This is a genomic window from Chitinophaga sp. (genome assembly GCF_036569185.1).
Taxonomy (GTDB): Bacteria; Bacteroidota; Bacteroidia; order Chitinophagales; family Chitinophagaceae; genus Chitinophaga.
In genome coordinates this window covers 1-2,105 of sequence record NZ_DATCRD010000253.1, presented here as the reverse complement: position 1 = coordinate 2,105, position 2,105 = coordinate 1, and the positions used below count along the sequence as shown (strand labels likewise).

The following is a 2,105-nucleotide window of genomic DNA, read 5'->3' as shown; positions in this document are numbered from 1 at the left end:
TAATAAGGGATGGGAGCTGATGATAGGCTGGCAGGACAGGATCGGTGATATCAGCTATGGCGTAAGCGCTAACCTTTCTGATGTGAAGAATGAAGTAATAAGCCTTGGTAATGCACCCGCTACCATTGCCGACCAGATCAGAACAGTAGGCCAGCCTATCGATGCGTTCTATGGTTTTGTAGCGGAACGTATTTCACAGATCTCTGATTACTCCTACGATGCGGCCACCAACAAATACACGCCGTTGTTCCCTTATGACGCCAGCTACCCGATGATGCCCGGCGACATCATCTACAAAGACCTGAACGGCGATAAAAAGATCACTGCGGCAGACGACCGCCAGGTGATAGGCAGCGCTATTCCCCGGTATACTTATGGCCTGAAAGGAAATATTGCTTACAAAGGCGTTGATTTCAGCTTCTTCCTGCAGGGAGTAGGCAAAGCCGATGGATGGATCACCAGCGCCGCCCGTCATGCTTTCATTAACGACGGCTCCAACCCGCAGCCCATACACCTGGACCGCTGGACGCCGCAGAACCCCAACGCCAGCTATCCGCGGCTTGCCTATGGGTACTCCTATAACCAGCGCCTCTCTACCTTCTGGCTCGAAGATGCTTCTTATCTCCGGTTAAAAAATATACAGGTAGGCTATACGCTTCCTGCAGGTCTTACGGAAAAGCTGAGAATAGACCGGTTGCGTCTTTATTTCTCCGCCGACAACTTGTTCACCTCCACCAGGTTCTTTTACGGCTACGACCCGGAAACACCGGTGAGCAGCGGTGGTTTCTATCCACAGGTGAAAACATTTGTATTTGGTTTAAACATCAATTTTAAATAAGTATGAAAAAGATATTGCTATATACCTGCGTATTACTGGTAACATCTACCGGCTGCCGGAAAGGATTTCTTGACCGTAGTCCGCAGGATGCCATCTCTGATGAAACGTACTGGACAACAGAAGAACAGCTTACACTGGCGCTGAACGGGCTTTATGCCAATGTGAAGAACAACAATACCATCGCAATGGACCAGATGGGTGACAACAGCATTAACTCTTCCACCACAGATACCTATCGTATTTTTGGCAGCGGTAACTTTGGCCCCGATCTTTCGGCGGTAAATGCCGAATGGGTAAGCCAGTACAGTGGTATCCGCCAGTGTAATGTATTTCTTGCCAATTACCAGCGTGCTACCAGTGTATCACAGGAAGTAAAAAACCAGATGGCCGGTGAAGCCAAAACCATCCGGGCATATATGTACATGAACCTGGTGTCTTATTTCGGGGATCTGCCCCTGGTTACCAAACCACTGAATATTGATGAACTGTATGGCCCGCGCAACAAGCGTAAAGAAATTATCGACTTTATTTTATCTGAACTGGAAGAAGCAGCAGGCATGATGAAAAAAGAACGTCAGACCGGCCCTACCCTCGGACGCTTCAGCAAAGGCACTGCCCTGGCGTTCAAAGCCCGTATGGCGCTGTACGACAGTCGCTGGGACGTAGCAGAAAAAGCAGCCAAAGACGTAATGGACCTGAACGTATACTCCCTGTACAGCACCGGTAAACCCGCGCAGGACTATTACGATCTGTTCACCTACAAAGGCAAGCTCAGTGCCGGCGTGAATAAAGAAACCATTGCCGCCCGTATCAATCTTACCGATGTGAGCATGCACAATATCAGCCGTGAATCGCAGGTGCCGGACCAGGCTTCCCGCTACAATCCTACCAAAGCGCTGGTGGATGCATATCTTTGTACCGATGGTCTTACTATCGATAAATCACCCTTGTATAAGGAAGATACCTATGCCGATATTTTCGAAAACCGCGATCCGCGTATGAAGCAAACCATCCTTGCCCCCGGCGCTGCCTGGGGAGGTAAAAAAGATGGCAACCCGGCTAATACCAACCCGGCTATTTTTACAGCGCCCAAGTTTGTGTCTGATAAACTCGGCTGCGTTACCATTACCGGTTATTATTACACCAAATACGTGGAAGTAAGCACGGTATCGCAGGTGAGCAAAGATCAGAACGATATTCATGTAATGCGCCTCGCGGAAGTGCTGTTAACTTATGCAGAAGCAAAAATGGAACAGGGCACGCTCAC

At 49.1% G+C, this 2,105-nt stretch carries 1 protein-coding gene and 1 pseudogene; both read left to right on the top strand.

All coding sequences use genetic code 11. From position 1 onward, the window contains the following. Positions 1-838: pseudogene (locus VIM72_RS18920) on the top strand (SusC/RagA family TonB-linked outer membrane protein); the annotation flags it as partial. A 2-nt stretch (positions 839-840) separates the two neighbouring features. After that, positions 841-2,105: RagB/SusD family nutrient uptake outer membrane protein (locus tag VIM72_RS18915; RefSeq protein ID WP_332004385.1), on the top strand; the 1,265-nt coding region annotated here is incomplete at its 3' end.